Source organism: Granulicella sp. S156 (assembly GCF_009766105.1).
Lineage (GTDB): Bacteria > Acidobacteriota > Terriglobia > Terriglobales > Acidobacteriaceae > Granulicella.
In genome coordinates this window covers 75,125-89,356 of sequence record NZ_LMUH01000009.1, presented here as the reverse complement: position 1 = coordinate 89,356, position 14,232 = coordinate 75,125, and the positions used below count along the sequence as shown (strand labels likewise).

The following is a 14,232-nucleotide window of genomic DNA, read 5'->3' as shown; positions in this document are numbered from 1 at the left end:
TCCGCCGATCCGTTTGCCGCCCAGGTAGGTGTCCTCGATCAACCGCAGAATCGAGGTCTGATCGGTTACGGTGTGGTCCACATAGTTAGGCTTCGCCCAAGGGGAGATCACCAGCAGCGGCAGACGCGGACCAAATCCGCAGCGCCCCTGTGCATGTTTTGTCGCAGGGTTCACGCCGCCCAGCACGGTTTTACCATCGCCACACTTCCCCGCGCCGTTCAGTTGATCCAACTTCGACTCCGAACCGTTCGCGATAGGTCCCATGAGATGGTCGTACCATCCGTCTGAATCGTCATAGGCGATGATGACCACGGTGTGTTCCCAATCCGGTTGCTGCTGGATCAGATTGATCATCTCCACGACAAACTTCTGCTCGTCCAGCGGGCTTGAGTATCCCGCATGCCCATCCTGATACGCCGGCGCCTTGAGGAAGCTCACTGCGGGAAAGTTGCCGGCCTTGAGCGCGTCAACGAAATCATGGGTGTCGTACTGGTGGTTCGCCGCGCCGTCCCCGTTGGTCCCAATTGTCTTGATGGACTTGGGACGAACGTGATCTGGGTTCGCCGTCGACTTGTAGTACTGAAACGGTTCGTGATGCGGCAGATAATCGCGCTTCCGCGAATCGGCCAGGGACGACGAACTGCGCCGGCAACCTGTCGTTCCGTTTGGATTCACCGCCGTAAGATCGAAGCCACCCTGAAAGAACCCCCACGATACCTTCGCCTCGGTCAACAAGTCGCCGATGTTGCGGCCCGTCATATGCACCAGGGCATCCGACGTGCTGGAGCACACATCGCCCGATGGTTGTGGGTCCGAGATCAATGTAAACCCGCCGTTACCATCCGATACGATGCCACCCGATGCATTCTGATCGTCCACCGCGCCATTCGTCTGGCCGGAGGCTAGATTGATGGCGCCCGGTGTCGATGGTCCGAAGATCACGTCGAACTGATGGTCGCTCATGGCAAAATGCTGCGCGTAGTTCCAGTACGCCGTTACCGTGTTGCCATCGTAGTAGCCCATCGTCAGGCCAGTAGTCGAAGGGACACCTGCTTTTTCTCCGGGAACACGCGGCCCATCGGCGCTGCCGACGGATTTTGGAAAGAGATCCATCTTGCCGTTGTTATAGGCCAGTTGCTCCGCTTGATAGTTGTGATCCTGATCGGCGGTCACCGCCTGGTCGCGCCGCAGGCGAAACGGATTCGCCTTTCCCAATCCGTTCTGTTCGTTGAGAAAGTTCGGATTCTGGGTCAGCAACTGCCCGCTGAGTCCTTCGACCCTGGGAGTTCCGGGGAGTGCCGTGAACTTTGGATCGCCCGGCGGATTCAGCGCATAAGGATACGTCGCGAAGTAGTGGTCGAAGGAGACATTCTCCTGAAAGATAACCACGACATGCCGAATCGCATCCTTCGGCTGCACTGTTTCAGCCCCATAGATTGGCCCGCACCCCAGAAGCCCCACCAAAACAGCCGCTACACTCCGATGCAACAACTTCACCGATCATCCTCCGAGCCTCCGAGTCGTACTCCAGCATTCCGCCGTTTCAGGAGGTAGAACGCGATTATACGGCGATGGGAAGTTGGCCGAGGTAATGCTGAAGAGCTTCTGCCTAGTTTGCTCGCAGCGCACTGTTAGGATCGGTCGACGCCGCTCGTATCGCTGGCTGTGCTGACGCCATCAATGTCACCAGCAGCATCAGAGTTACGCTCCCGGCATAGATCAGCGGATCCGTCGCACTTACATCGAAGAGAAACGCTCTCACCAGCTGCGAGACAGCCAGCGAGCCGATCACACCCAACCCGCATCCGAGGAGCGCCAGCTTCACTCCCGACATAAGGACCAGGCGGGCAATGCCCATCCGTTGTGCACCCACCGCCATACGAATTGCAATCTCCTGCGTCCGCTGAGACACCGAGAAGGCCACCACCGCATAGATCCCAGTAATCGCGAGCATGAGCGCTCCCGCTGCGAAGGTCGTGATCAGGTCTGTGTTGAACCGTCTTGGCGCCTCCACGTTCGCCATGACCTCGCCCATGGGCTTCACATCTCTGAGCACTAACAATGGATCGATCTCAGCCACGGTGGACCGCAGCGTTCCAATGATCTGCTCCGGGGGCAGCGTAGATCTCACTACGAGATAACCACCGGAAGGTCGCAACAAGGCCTCAGCCACATCGCTCCCGAACAGCGTTGCGGGCTGCTCATCTGGCGCGTACCACTGATCACCACTCGGCTCATCCCGTGCCCCCAGTTTCGTATCGGCGACGACGCCGATGACTGTCGCCCACGGGTAGCCCTTCCGCGGATTCCCTACATGCATTCGCTTCCCGATAGCGCTCTGCCCCGGCCAGCAATGCTTTGCCATAGAGGCATTCACGATCACCACCAAAGGAGTGTCCGCCCGATCGTCGCGAGTGAAGTACCTTCCCTCAAGCAGCGGTGTCCCCATCGCTCGAAAGTAGTCACCCGACACGGTCCCAAAATTTGCAAAGGTGAGTTTCCATGTCGCGACCGGGAGACCTTCAATGGTGTAGGTTGCCTGCCCGGAGAAACCTGATGCTGGGAGGCTGTTTGTGAGTCCAGCCGCCGCAATCTGCGGCTTGCCTTCCAGCCGCTCGATGACCGTACGATGAAAGCGCTCCGCAGATGCGAACGTCGAGTACCTCGCGATGGGCAATTCATACCCGGCTACCAGCACATGCTCCGGCTGAAACCCCGGATCGACCGAACGCATCTTCTCGAAGCTGCGCAAGAAGGCTCCGGAAGCGGTCAGCAACACCAATGCAATCGCAATCTCAACCACCACAAGGGCTGAGCGCAGCCGCGCGTGACTGCCCGCCCCGGTCGTGCTCAGGGAACTCTGTTTCAGACTCTCCATCACTCCCGCGCGCGTCGCTGCAAAAGCTGGTGCCAGACTGCACAGCACACCCGTCAGCACCGCTACCGCAAGTGCAAATCCCATCACTGTGCCGTTGATTGCGATCTGGTCGATCCGAGGCATCGACTCAGGCAGCAGGTGCAACGCTACACGGATAATTCCAGCAGCGAGAACCAGCCCCAGCAGCCCTCCGGCGATGCTCAGAACTGTCCCTTCCACGACCGATTCAAGCAATATTCTCGCCGAACTCGCCCCCAGCGCTAGCCGCACCGCATACTCACGCCGCCGCCGGATCGCCCGCACCAATAGCAATCCTGCAACATTCACGCAGGCGATTAGCAATACAACTCCAATCGCCCCCAGCAGCGCATGCAACATTGGCTGCACATTGCCGATAACGCGATCCCGCAACGGTGCTGCGTCCCCACGAATCTTGAGTGCCGCCATGCTTGGAGGAAAGCTTTTCGAGATCAACTGCGCAACGCGGTCCACATCCGACGCTGCCTGCGGTACGGTAACCCTATCTTTGAGCCGGGCCACCATCTCGTAGGCCCAAACTCCCTCGTGCGCCGTAGCCCGTTCATTCGGTGTCAGGCTCATCGGAACCCATAGCTCCGTATGGTTCAGCCGTCCTACCTGCACCGGGAACTCGAAGCTACGCGGCATCACCCCGATCACCGTGTACGATCCGTTATCCAGGTCGATGGTTCGCCCCAGGATTGCCGGATCGCGATGAAACCGATTCAGCCACGTCGCATAGCTGATGACGGCTACCTGTTTCTTTCCATCCTCTTCATCGCGTGTGAACACCCGCCCCAGCAACGGCTCCACTCCTAGTGTCGGGAAGACTCCCGCAGTCAAACGCATCCCTGGAATGACTTCGGGACCGCTGCCGTTGCCTCCCGGCGTTTCATAGCTTTTGCCAACATATCCACCGATCGATGAAAACGCAGTCGTCGCGGCCGTATACGTCTCGATTTCCCGCGCCGTCACACCTATGTCGTCCTGGCCGCCGAGGTGGTCTCCAATCAGCATCAGCCGGTCAGGTTCGTGAAATGGCAGGGGCCTTAGCAGGACACCTTCAACCAGCGAGAAAACTGCCGTCGCCGCGCCGATTCCCAGAGCCAGAGTCAACAGCACGGTCAGAGTGAATCCGGGTGTCTTACCTAGCTGGCGAAGGGCAATTCGCAAGGTCTGTGCAAGTGCGCTCATCGTGTCCTGCCTTTCTTACTTACTCGCTGAACCAGGGGTACGCAACTGAGCTGCTCGCCGAAATACCGCATCGCCACTCACCGTCTTATCTCTATAAGACGAGACACCCACGCCGGAGGATAGCCCGGAACTCTTATCCCACGCAGATTCTCCGCGTTCGCAATAGGAACTGTAGCAATTCCCGGCAAAAAACGCGGATCTTCCTGAACGGCCGCTTCTAGACACGCCCCATAGGTGTCGCTTTAGAGCTTAGGTTCGTCTCATACAGTAAAACTCTCGGCAGTAGATGACCTCTTCCAATTGGTTCGCACTTGTGTCTCGGCCCCGGCGGCATCGATACGTTCTGGCGCGAATCGGATGCCAGCAGCCCGTATTCTGGAGATGGATGAGCAAGGGCAGTTGCCGGCTCTCCCTAGGATCGTGGCAGTCATCGCTCTCGCACTGTGGCGCGCTTGCACTACGAAACTAGATTCTCTGAAGGCCTGGAGTACGGACCGTGATACCGAAGAAGCCTGTTGATCTCTCCAGTGGCCGCGGCCTGTTAGCGATTCTGGTGCTCGTCCTGCTCTGGCCAGCACATTCGTACTCACAGTCGACCGGCAATGCCGACAGCTTCCGCATCGTCCAGAGTTATCCGCACGATCCGAGGGCCTTCACGGAGGGGTTGGTCTATGCGGATGGAGTGCTCTATGAGAGCACGGGGATAAAGGGGCACTCGACGCTTCGCGTCATCGATCCGAAGACCGGCATTATTACGCGGCACATCGATGTCCCAGATACCTATTTTGGAGAAGGAATCACGGCCTGGCAGAACCAGCTGATTCAACTTACGTGGCAAGACCACATCGGCTTTGTCTATGACCGCGGCAGTCTGCGCCTTCTCCAGACGTTTCACATTACCGGCGAAGGATGGGGGCTCACACAGGATGGAAGAAGCCTCATCATGAGTGATGGCACCCCCACGCTACACTTCCTCGATCCTCACACATTCCGCGAGACACGCCGGTTGCAGGTCACAGAGAATGGAACTCCCGTTCAAAAGGTGAATGAGCTGGAATACATTCATGGTGAGATCTTTGCGAATATATGGTTCTCCGATCGCATTATCCGCATCTCGCCGCAGACCGGAAAGGTTCTTGGCTGGCTCGATCTCAGTACGCTGCTGCCTGCCTCGGAACGCACGGATTCGAATGCTGTGCTGAACGGTATTGCCTATGACGCGAAGACGAACCATCTCTTTCTGACCGGCAAACTCTGGCCGCGCATCTTCGAGATTGAGCTGACGCCTTCGGTTAAGTCGGGGAAGGCCTATAGGAAATGATTGTCTTAGAGCGACGAGACCTGTAGCCGTATTTCGCACGCATCGGTAATGGTGCAGACGCAGGCAAACTGTAGGTCTCTCCGCCACTCCGTCCTGAGCGAAGCCGAATGGACGGCGCAAAAAGCGCGCCTCCGGTCGAGATGACAAAGTTGTGGTGATTCGCCTTCGAGCCGTATGCTGCAAGTTCATTCGCGTTAATATAGGAAGTAGAGATAACGCGATCAATTAAGTGCACGCTCCGATTGAATAGACCGGAGGAGGGACCTTTGGCGATACAGTCACGAAAAACACGTCAGAAAGAAGCGATTCGAACCGCTTTCATCCATGCGGACCGCCCGCTCTCGCCGGACGAGACGCTCGCCTATGCCCAGGAGCAGGTAGAGGGCATCAGCATCGCCACGGTGTATCGCAACATCGGTTCGCTGGTCGAAGACAAGTGGCTTGCGCCGGTGGAGATTCCCGGTGAGTCAACGCGCTATGAAGTGGCCGGCAAGGAGCATCACCACCACTTCCACTGCAACGAGTGCGGCAAGGTATTTGAGATGCAGGGTTGCGGGATGCAGGTTAAGCCGAAGCTGCCGCGCGGTTTTCGCGTGACGGGCCATGAGTTCTTTCTCTATGGTGTGTGCGCTAGCTGTAAGTAAGCCGCCCTTTCGAATCTGAAGCACGGCAATCTGCTGCTCCGGAAGAAGGCTGATGGGGAGCAGAAGATCCCTCAACCAGTAGTGCAAGTACTCGCCAGGCCTCTGGAATCAGATCAGGGCGCGTGACGTTGCCGCCCTGCCAGCCGCACAAGCAGGACTTTCTATACTCAACTCCAAGCGTGCAAAGAACCCAAGCCTCGTAGGCTCCAATCCACCGGAGAATCTGCACCAGCAGAGAGAGGTTTCTCGCCCTTGGAAGCCCCGTCATATCCCGTGCCTGCCAAAGATCGGCCATGCTTGCTTCACGGGGCATGAATTCAAAGCGGTTCAGAAAGATTCCGCTCTCGGCCCCGAAATAAATACCGAATCCCCACAACCTTATGTTCAGATTGCCAGGAAGCGAGAGCGTGTATTGGCTGGAACCGGACAAGCCATCCGGTGGGCGCAGACGCTCAAAACCGTGGACAAGCAGCAGGTTGCCTTCGGCGCGTTTGATGTCCTGCCCCCACAGCCAACACTGCTGATTGAGGAGAGCTTTGCCGCGTCGCGCTATCGTGCTCGATAGATATTGCCTGGGTGGAGTGCTCGCGGACATACTCTACGCTTTGGCTTCCCGATAAAGAACGTGCTTGCGAATCACGGGGTCGTACTTTCGCAACTCGAGCTTGCCGGGATTCAGCTTCGGGTTCTTCGTGGTGGTGTAGAAGTGTCCGGTGCCAGCGGTCGAAACTAACTTGATGATCGTGCGCATCCTCTAACTCCTCTTCGCTGCTTTCAACAGAGCCGCTTCCACACCTAGCTTCTGGATCGTGCGGAGCCCACGCGCACTGACGCGCATACGCACAAAACGGTTTTCGCTCGGTATCCAAATGCGCTTCCACTGCAGGTTGGGCTCCCAGCGACGGCGCGTCTTGTTGTTTGCGTGCGAAACGTTATTACCGGTGACTGTGCGCTTGCCCGTGATAGGACATACCTTTGCCACGTGTCTTCCTCTTTATGCCTCTATCGGTACTTCGCGATCGCGGAACATCTCCGCAAACGGATCTTTGAGTTTGCTCCAGGCCCGTGGGCCGCCAGCCATCTCCTCGGGAGTCAGCAATGCCGCATTCATCTGGGCTTCAAGTGCTGCACGATCCATACCAGCGCCGATGAAGACAATCTCCTGCCGACGGTCTCCGAACTCCGGTTCCCACACTTTGCCGATGTACTCCCTGGTCTCGGGATCATGCTCTTCGTCAGCGGCTCCTGCCGCAAGCCACTGTGCCTGAGGCTCAACGGTGAGCGTGCTACCCGCAATTGAGAAAAGAATCAGATCGTCGTTGCAGGAGGCGAGCCAGAGAAAACCCTTGGCGCGAAGCACGTTGGGAAAGCCTCCATTCGTCAGCTTCTCGAAGCGCTCCGGATGAAATGGACGGCGTGCCCTGTAGACGAAACTCGCGATACCGTACTCCTCCGTCTCAGGAGTGTGACGGTCGTTCAACTCTCGAATCCAGCCGGCTGAGGTCTCCGCTGCTTCCATGTCGAAGAGTCCTGTATGCAGGATGCTGTTGAGAGGAACCTCTCCACGCACGGCACGAACCTGCTCCGCGCCGGGATTCAGATGTTCGAGGATGGCTTCGAGACGCTCCAATTCCTGCGCACTCACGAGGTCGGTCTTATTGATGACGAGGACGTTGGCGAACTCGATCTGATCGATCAGCAGGTCCGACAGCGACCGTTCGTCCTCACTGCTCAACGCCAGATCGCGGTCTCGCAGGTCATCGATGGAGCGGATATCGTTGAGCAGAGCGGCTGCATCAACTACAGTTACCATCGTGTCGAGCTTTGCCACCTCGGAGAGCGACTTGCCGGTCTCGTCGATGAAGGTAAAGGTCGCAGCGACGGGCAGAGGCTCGGAGATACCGGTCGACTCGATCAGGAGGTAGTCGAACCGACCCTCGCGCGCCAGACGCGATACCTCTTGCAGCAGATCATCCCGCAGCGTGCAGCAGATGCATCCATTCGTCATCTCTATGAGTTTTTCTTCGGTCCTGCTCAGCCCTGCGCCACTCTGGGCGATCAGTTGCGCGTCGATGTTGATCTCACTCATGTCGTTCACAATCACCGCAACTCTCATGCCAGCGCGATTGTTCAGCACGTGGTTGAGCAGGGTCGTCTTGCCGGCACCGAGGAAGCCGGAGAGTACGGTAGTGGGGAGAGTTTTCACTGGGTCACTCATGATAATGAGAATACATAATCAATAATGGAGTTGCAAATTACTCGTTTTTGTCGTCATCCTGAAGCGAAGCTGAAGGACCCCCGCATTTGGAGTGGCGGCGAGCTGCAAAGGCAATACCTGAATTCGGGGGTCCTTCGCCTGCGGCTCAGGATGACGACGAAAAACAGGCGACAGTAGCATTCGTTATAAAGACAGCAAAGACCACTTCTCGGCAGCTTCCAAGGTTGAACAGGAGATACTTGAAGACTGATTGCCGCGTCTTATGCAAAGGCGGGAAGGGAGATCTTGATGCACGAGGGAATACGAGGGATAGAGACGGTTTTTCTCTTGCTGCTGCTCTTTGTGGTGATCTTCGGCGATCTAGCTCGCAGGCTGAAGGTGGCCTACCCGATTGTGCTGGTCATTGCGGGGCTTCTGGTCAGCTTTGTGCCAGGGCTGCCGAAGATCAGCCTGAACCCGGAGATCATCTTTCTGGTGATTTTGCCACCGCTGCTGTTCCACGCCGCGTGGGAGACCTCCTGGCGCGACTTTCGCTACAACATCGCGAGCATTCTTCTGCTGGCGTTCGGCTTGATCGGCTTTACCGTACTCGGTATGGCGCTGGCCGGGGAACGGCTGTTCTCGCTCTTGTACTGGCGTACAGGGTTTGTCTTAGGAGCGATCGTAGCACCCACGGATGCGATTGCCGCGACCTCCATTGCCAAGCGAGTAGGGCTGCCACAACAGATCACCGACATCCTGGAAGGCGAGAGCCTCGTAAACGACGCTACCGGTCTGCTGGCACTGGAGTTTGGCGTCGCCATGGTGGTGAGCGGCGTGACGCCTTCCTTTGGTGCCGGCGCTCTGCGACTGCTCTATCTGATTGTGGCGGGCATCGGGATCGGTGTCGTTGTGGGTTGGGTGGTGCATTGGTTTGAGCTCCATATCGACGATGGGCCTATCGAAATGACGCTGGGTCTCGTCGCGGCCTACGGGGCCTACATAGCAGCGGAAGAGGCCCATGCGTCCGGTGTTCTCGCCGTCGTTGCGTGCGGCCTTTATCTGAGTAGAAAGAGCACCGAGTATTTTTCGCCGGGGGTGCGGCTGCAGGCTTATGCTCTGTGGAACGCTATCGATTTTGTACTAAATGGCGTGGTATTCCTTTTGATTGGCCTGCAACTGCCTTTTGTCCTTGCAGGGTTGCACAGCTACAGCAAGTTGACACTGCTGGCCTATGCCGCTGGCGTCAGCACACTGGTCATTGCGCTGAGGCTCCTTTGGATCTACCCCGGCGCCTATCTGGCCTATTACATCCGCAGGCGTTTTCTAAAACAGACTGAGCCGATCGCTTCGGCAAAACAGATCTTCGTGACGGGATGGACAGGGATGAGGGGCGTGGTGTCGCTGGCAGCAGCACTTTCCATCCCTGAGACCATGGCCAACGGCCAACCCTTTCCCAGCCGCAACCTGATCATCTTTCTGACCTTCAGCGTGATTCTGGTCACGCTGGTCCTGCAGGGGCTGACGCTTCCACCGCTCGTCCGCGCGCTGGGGCTAGGCAGCGTAGGTGGGCCGGACGGTGAGGAGGTAGAAGCTCGACGATTGATGCTCGAGTCCGCGCTCACCTATATACAAGAGGCTCGTGAGCGTGACCAGCCGGAGTTTGAGGAGATGTATGAAGACTTCGCCGAACACCATCAGGATCGCCTTACAGCGCTGCTGAGCCACAGTGACAACAACGCAGACATGACGCAATATGCACGTCAGCGAGAGGTCGCGTTCGAACTCCTGAAGATACAGCGAAAGACCCTTGTGGACCTGCGCAACACAGGACGAATCAGCGATACGGTGCTGCGGAGACTGGAGCGCGAACTCGACTTGAGTGAGACAAAATGAGCGCTGTGTAGGATCGACGTCTGGAGCAACGGCCATAAGAGATCCGCTCCGCTGGTACGCGACGGCGATATCATTGACCTGGCTGTTGAAGCACTGAGGTTTCGCGTGAACCTCATTAACTACTAAGGCATATCGACCTAACCGACTGCAAAAGGAGCAACGACTTGAAACTGTTACGATACGGCCCCGCAGGCCAGGAGAAACCAGGCGTCCTCGCACCTGACGGAACGATTCGCGATCTTTCCGGAGTCATTCCCGATCTGGGCGGCAAGTTTCTCTCGCCCGATTCGCTCAAGGCCCTGGCCCAGCTCTCGCTGAACGATCTGCCCATCGTCGAGGGCAAGCCACGCTTCGGCTCCTGTGTTGTGCAGCCAGGAAAGTTTCTCTGCATCGGCCTCAACTACTCCGACCATGCGGCAGAGTCCGGCATGACCGTGCCCTCTGAGCCGGTGCTCTTCATGAAGGCAGCGTCTTCCATCTGCGGACCGGATGACAATGTGGTCATTCCGAGAGGTTCACTGAAGACCGATTGGGAGGTTGAACTCGGTGTGGTCATCGGGACTACTGCGAAGTACGTGACGGAAGAAGACGCACTCTCGCACGTCGCGGGCTATTGTCTGATCAACGATGTCTCGGAGCGTGCTTTCCAGCTCGAAGGCACGGGACAATGGGTCAAAGGCAAGAGTGCCGATACCTTCGGCCCCACTGGCCCCTGGCTGGTCACGGCTGACGAGGTTCCCGACCCGCAGGCACTCGACATGTGGCTGGAGGTCGATGGGCATCGCTATCAGAACGGCTCTACACAGACGATGGTCTTCGGGGTCAAGTACCTGATCAGCTATCTCAGCCGCTTTATGAGCCTGCAACCCGGCGACATTATCTCCACCGGTACGCCGCCGGGCGTTGGCCTCGGCCAGAAACCACCGGTCTATCTGCGGCCTGGTAATAGAATCCGCCTTGGTATCAATGGGCTCGGTGAACAGAATCAGCTTGTTGTTGCCGATCCTGGAGATGTGAGTTCTCGCTAAACAGAAAGGTCGACGAATGGCTACACCGCCGCTGACGATTCTCCACGCCCCTGCGGCGAAGACACCGTTCCATCCCTTTCCATCAGCCACTGACCTCGAAGCGCACCTTCGCCGCACCGTTCGCGGCGAGGTGCGCTTCGATCAGGGAACGCGGGCGCTGTACGCAACCGATGCCTCGAACTATCGGCAGATACCTATAGGCCTTGTCGTGCCGCTCGATGCAGCAGACATTGAAGCAACACTGGCCGCCTGCAGAGAGTTCGAGGCGCCGGTCCTGGCGCGTGGTGCAGCTACCAGCCTGGCGGGGCAAGGCTGCAACACGGCCGTTATCCTCGACTTCTCGAAGTACATGCGCCGTGTGTTATCCGTCGATCCTGAAGGCAGGACAGCGCGGGTAGAGCCCGGCGTTGTGCTCGATCGCGTTCGTGAAGCCGCGGAGAAACACGCGCTTACCTTTGCACCCGACCCCGCAACCCATAGCCGCTGCACACTCGGCGGCATGATCGGCAATAATTCGTGCGGGACCCATAGCCTGCTCGGTGGCAAAACCGTCGACAACGTTGAATCTCTCGACATCCTGCTGTACGACGGCACACGCATGACCGTCGGACCCACTACAGAAGAAGAGCTCGAGGCGATCATCGCCACAGGCGGACGCCAGGGTGAGATCTACGCTGGCCTCAAGAAGATTCGCGACCAATACGCCTCGCTCATCCGCGAACGCTTCCCGCGTATTCCGCGCCGCGTCTCCGGTTATAACCTCGATGAGCTTCTGCCCGAGCAAGGCTTCAACGTCGCGCGAGCTCTGGTTGGAAGCGAGGGGACCTGCGTCACGATTCTCGAAGCCAAGCTGCGTCTCGTAAAGAGCCCGCAGTTTCGCCGCCTCGTCGGGCTCGGTTTTTCCGATGCCTTCATCGCCGCCGACAATGTTCCTCTCGTCCTCGAACACCACCCCATCGCGCTGGAGGGCTTCGACGGGCTGCTGGTGGAGTTTATGCAGCGCAAGAACCTAGCTACAGAAGAAGTACGTCTTCTGCCTGAAGGCAAGGGCTATCTTCTCGTGGAACTGGGAGCGGACAGCGCGGAAGAAGCGGACGCAAAGGCCGAGGCAGTTGTCGTTGCCGCGCAGCAATTCCCGGCGCGCCCGTCGGTTCGCAGCTATACGCCAGAAGAGGCTCGCAAGGTATGGTTCGTGCGCGAATCCGCGCTGGGCGCGACGGCATTCGTTCCCGGCGAGCCTGTCGGTTGGGAAGGATGGGAAGATGCTGCAGTCGCTCCGCACAAGCTCGGCGAGTATCTTCGCGCCATCTTTGCGCTGATGCAGGAGTACGGCTACCGTTCGCCGATGTACGGTCACTTTGGCCATGGATGCGTGCATCTGCGCATTAACTTCGATTTTCAGAGTGAGCGCGGAATTGCCATCTACCGTGAGTTTGTTGATCGAGCTACCGATCTGGTGGTGAGCCTCGGCGGCTCGATCTCCGGCGAACATGGCGACGGCCAGGCACGCGGCGCGCTGCTGGAAAAGATGTTCGGTCCGGAGTTGATGGAAGCCTTCCGCGAGTTCAAACGGCTGTGGGACCCTCTGGGCCGCATGAATCCCGGCAAGCTGATCGATGCTTATCAGCCGCATGACTACCTGCGCCTGAACACGTCTCATCCTCCCATGCAGACGTCGACACACTTCCACTTCCCTGCAGACGGCGGCTCGTTTGAACAGGCCGCTCTGCGCTGTGTCGGCGTCGGCGCTTGCCGCAAGGCAGATGCTGGAACGATGTGCCCGAGCTACATGGCGACGAAAGAGGAGAAGCACTCCACGCGCGGCCGCGCACACCTGTTGTGGGAGATGATGCAGGGCGACATAATTCGCGATGGATGGCGTAGCGAAGAGGTGCGCGAGGCGCTAGACCTGTGCCTCGCCTGTAAGGCTTGCAAGACCGAGTGCCCGGTCAACGTCGATATGGCGACGTACAAAGCAGAGTTTCTCGCACACCACTATGAAGGCCGCTTGCGGCCACTCGGAGCCTATGCCTTCGGCTTCATTGATAAGTGGTCCAGGCTCGCATCTATCGCGCCCGGCATTGCAAATGGTATGGCGAGCTGGCCGCTAACCAGCAAACTCGCGAAGGCTGCGCTGCATATTCATCCCAACCGCACGCTGCCATCGTTCTCCAGCCAGACCTTCCGCAAACGGTCGAAGAGGCTGAAACAACCCGAGCAGCCGAAGGGCGATGTGCTGCTATGGGCGGATACCTTCAATAACTATCTGCACTCCGATACAGCCGTCGCTGCGCATAAGGTGCTCACCGATGCGGGATTCCGCGTGCATGTACTGCAACAGCATGTATGCTGCGGCCGCCCGCTGTATGACTTCGGCTTGCTGGACTCCGCGAAGAAGTATCTGCACAAAACGCTGGACGCACTCACTCCCTATGCAGAGATGCCCGTCGTCGTGCTGGAGCCTAGCTGTGCCACCGTCTTTCGCGATGAGCTTGTGAACCTGCTTCCTAGCGACGCGCGCGCAGCAAAGCTTCGTGACCGCACGTATCTGCTGAGTCAGTTCCTTGTGAAACATGCACCCGAGTACAAACCACCGGTTATCGACGGCACGATCCTTGTACAAGGCCACTGCCATCACCAGGCTGTGATGAAGATGACCGATGAGATGCAACTGCTGCGTAGCACTGGTGCCGATGTGCGGCTGCTCGACTCGGGATGCTGCGGCATGGCCGGCCCTTTTGGCTTTGAAAAAGATAAGTATGAGGTTTCACAGACATTGGCCGAACGTGTTCTTCTGCCCGCTGTTCGCGCGGCAAAGCCTGGGACACTCGTCGTTGCCGATGGGTTTAGTTGCCGCGAGCAGGTGGCGCAGAATTCGGAGACCCGCGCGCTGCATCTTGCCGAAGTGCTTGCTCGCGATCTCTAGACATTGCCGCCGGGGCGATCGGGTGCGAAATACATAAATCTGCAGCCTTGCAGCTCGATGACCTTTTGACTGTGGGGTGGCTATCCGATCTCAGTATTACCTGCAAAATACAATTTTTGTACTTGACAAA

General features: G+C 57.9%; 11 protein-coding genes. 6 read left to right on the top strand and 5 right to left on the bottom strand.

Annotated features, from left to right (window positions below):
• Together GSQ91_RS07985 and GSQ91_RS07980 are read right to left on the bottom strand one after the other, a co-directional pair.
• The coding region (locus tag GSQ91_RS07985; protein WP_216845138.1) for a phospholipase C at nt 1–1,497 on the bottom strand (1,497 nt) is incomplete at its 3' end.
• Between the two features lie 112 nt (nt 1,498–1,609).
• The gene (locus GSQ91_RS07980; protein WP_158820893.1) at nt 1,610–4,090 is read right to left on the bottom strand and encodes an ABC transporter permease; all 2,481 of its coding nucleotides are present in this window, start codon (nt 4,088–4,090) and stop codon (nt 1,610–1,612) included.
• Nucleotides 4,091–4,586: 496 nt separating this feature from the next.
• Between GSQ91_RS07980 and GSQ91_RS07975 the strand changes: the two genes are divergently transcribed.
• The 3 genes from GSQ91_RS07975 to GSQ91_RS07965 all read left to right on the top strand — a co-directional run bounded on the left by GSQ91_RS07975 (nt 4,587) and on the right by GSQ91_RS07965 (nt 6,620).
• Complete coding sequence (locus GSQ91_RS07975) at nt 4,587–5,411, top strand: glutaminyl-peptide cyclotransferase (RefSeq protein ID WP_254064419.1); 825 nt, start codon at nt 4,587–4,589, stop codon at nt 5,409–5,411.
• A gap of 266 nt (nt 5,412–5,677) precedes the next feature.
• Entirely contained in the window at nt 5,678–6,055 is a 378-nt protein-coding gene (locus GSQ91_RS07970) for a transcriptional repressor (protein ID WP_158820891.1), read from the top strand.
• Nucleotides 6,056–6,467: 412 nt separating this feature from the next.
• Entirely contained in the window at nt 6,468–6,620 is a 153-nt protein-coding gene (locus GSQ91_RS07965; RefSeq protein WP_158820889.1) for a hypothetical protein, read from the top strand.
• Between the two features lie 33 nt (nt 6,621–6,653).
• On the opposite strand, the gene rpmG is transcribed toward GSQ91_RS07965, so the two are convergent.
• The 3 genes from rpmG to GSQ91_RS07950 are packed head-to-tail and all read right to left on the bottom strand — an operon-like array spanning nt 6,654 to nt 8,261.
• Entirely contained in the window at nt 6,654–6,806 is a 153-nt protein-coding gene (gene rpmG / locus GSQ91_RS07960) for a 50S ribosomal protein L33 (RefSeq protein WP_158820887.1), read from the bottom strand.
• A gap of 3 nt (nt 6,807–6,809) precedes the next feature.
• The gene (gene rpmB, locus GSQ91_RS07955) at nt 6,810–7,037 is read right to left on the bottom strand and encodes a 50S ribosomal protein L28 (RefSeq protein ID WP_158820885.1); all 228 of its coding nucleotides are present in this window, start codon (nt 7,035–7,037) and stop codon (nt 6,810–6,812) included.
• A 12-nt stretch (nt 7,038–7,049) separates the two neighbouring features.
• Nucleotides 7,050–8,261, bottom strand: a complete 1,212-nt coding sequence (locus GSQ91_RS07950) for a GTP-binding protein (RefSeq protein WP_254064418.1) — start codon at nt 8,259–8,261, stop codon at nt 7,050–7,052.
• Nucleotides 8,262–8,561: 300 nt separating this feature from the next.
• On the opposite strand from GSQ91_RS07950, the gene GSQ91_RS07945 reads away from it, so the two are divergent.
• From GSQ91_RS07945 to GSQ91_RS07935, 3 genes are all read left to right on the top strand, one after another.
• Nucleotides 8,562–10,148, top strand: coding sequence for a Na+/H+ antiporter (locus GSQ91_RS07945; protein WP_158820881.1), 1,587 nt, complete (start codon nt 8,562–8,564; stop codon nt 10,146–10,148).
• Between the two features lie 164 nt (nt 10,149–10,312).
• Complete coding sequence (locus GSQ91_RS07940) at nt 10,313–11,176, top strand: fumarylacetoacetate hydrolase family protein (protein WP_158820879.1); 864 nt, start codon at nt 10,313–10,315, stop codon at nt 11,174–11,176.
• A gap of 16 nt (nt 11,177–11,192) precedes the next feature.
• Nucleotides 11,193–14,102 carry an FAD-binding and (Fe-S)-binding domain-containing protein gene (locus GSQ91_RS07935; RefSeq protein ID WP_158820877.1) on the top strand — a complete coding sequence of 970 codons (2,910 nt, stop codon included), beginning with the start codon at nt 11,193–11,195 and terminating at the stop codon, nt 14,100–14,102.
• Nucleotides 14,103–14,232 lie beyond the last annotated feature (130 nt).